Genomic DNA, 1,056 nt, shown 5'->3' with positions numbered 1-1,056 from the left:
GACCTGGTCAAGGTCACCATTACTGCCGACCAGACCTCGGTCGCAGAGAACGTCAAACCGACGTTCACCGTGCACGTGAACCAGCCGCTGGATCACGACCTGGTCGTGACCCTGAGCAACAACGCTACGGTCACCATCAAAGCCGGCGACACCAGCGTCAAGTACGAGCACGCGGCGCAGGGCGACGACGTCTACAAAGACGCCGGTGAAATCAGCCTGGGCATCAAGTCCGCTGTGGATATCGATGGCCGTACCTTCGAGAACCTGGAACTGGGCGGCGCGGCGAAAGTCGACGTCACCGACACCACCGACGAAGTCATCGCCAAGTTGACCGCGACACCTTCGGTCACCGAGGGTGGTGAGATCACCTACACCATCACGCTGACCAACAAAGACGGTCTGCTGATCAACAACCACGGCGCCCTGACCTTCACGCTGAGCGACGGCAAAACCGTTATCACCGTGCCGGCCAACGGCACGACCGGTTCGGTTACCGTCAACGCTCCGGACAACGTCTACGTGGGTGCCAACGACCCGATCGTGAAATCGATCGCGACCGTTGACGGCGTGGATGTCGACAAGTTCGAGAAGCTGACCCTGGACAAAACTGAGGTCAAGACGACTGTCACTGACGAGCCGGGTACTCCGGGCAATCCAGGCGGTACCAACGAAGGCGACTTGGTCAAGGTCACGATCACCGCCGACCAGACCTCGGTCGCTGAGAACGTCAAACCGACGTTTACCGTGCACGTGAACCAGCCGCTGGATCACGACCTGGTCGTGACCCTGAGCAACAACGCCCAGGTCACCATCAAAGCCGGTGACACCAGCGTCAAGTACGAGCACGCGGCACAGGGCGACGACGTCTACAAAGACGCCGGTGAAATCAGCCTGGGCATCAAGTCGGCTGTGGATATCGACGGTCGTACCTTCGAGAACCTGGAGCTGGGCGGCGCAGCGAAAGTGGATGTCACCGACACCACCGACGAAGTGATCGCCAAGTTGACCGCGACACCTTCGGTCACCGAAGGTGGTGAGATCACCTACACCATCACG

The 1,056-nt window shown here is 60.0% G+C and carries 1 protein-coding gene; it reads left to right on the top strand.

Annotated elements, in window-relative coordinates:
- On the top strand, positions 1 to 1,056 hold a 1,056-nt coding region (locus ACNFBR_RS29220; protein ID WP_416737876.1), incomplete at both ends, for an immunoglobulin-like domain-containing protein.

The organism is Pseudomonas sp. NY11955 (assembly GCF_048068035.1).
Lineage (GTDB): Bacteria > Pseudomonadota > Gammaproteobacteria > Pseudomonadales > Pseudomonadaceae > Aquipseudomonas.
The sequence above is the reverse complement of the archived record's forward strand: the minus strand, read 5'-3'. Positions and strand labels throughout refer to the sequence as shown.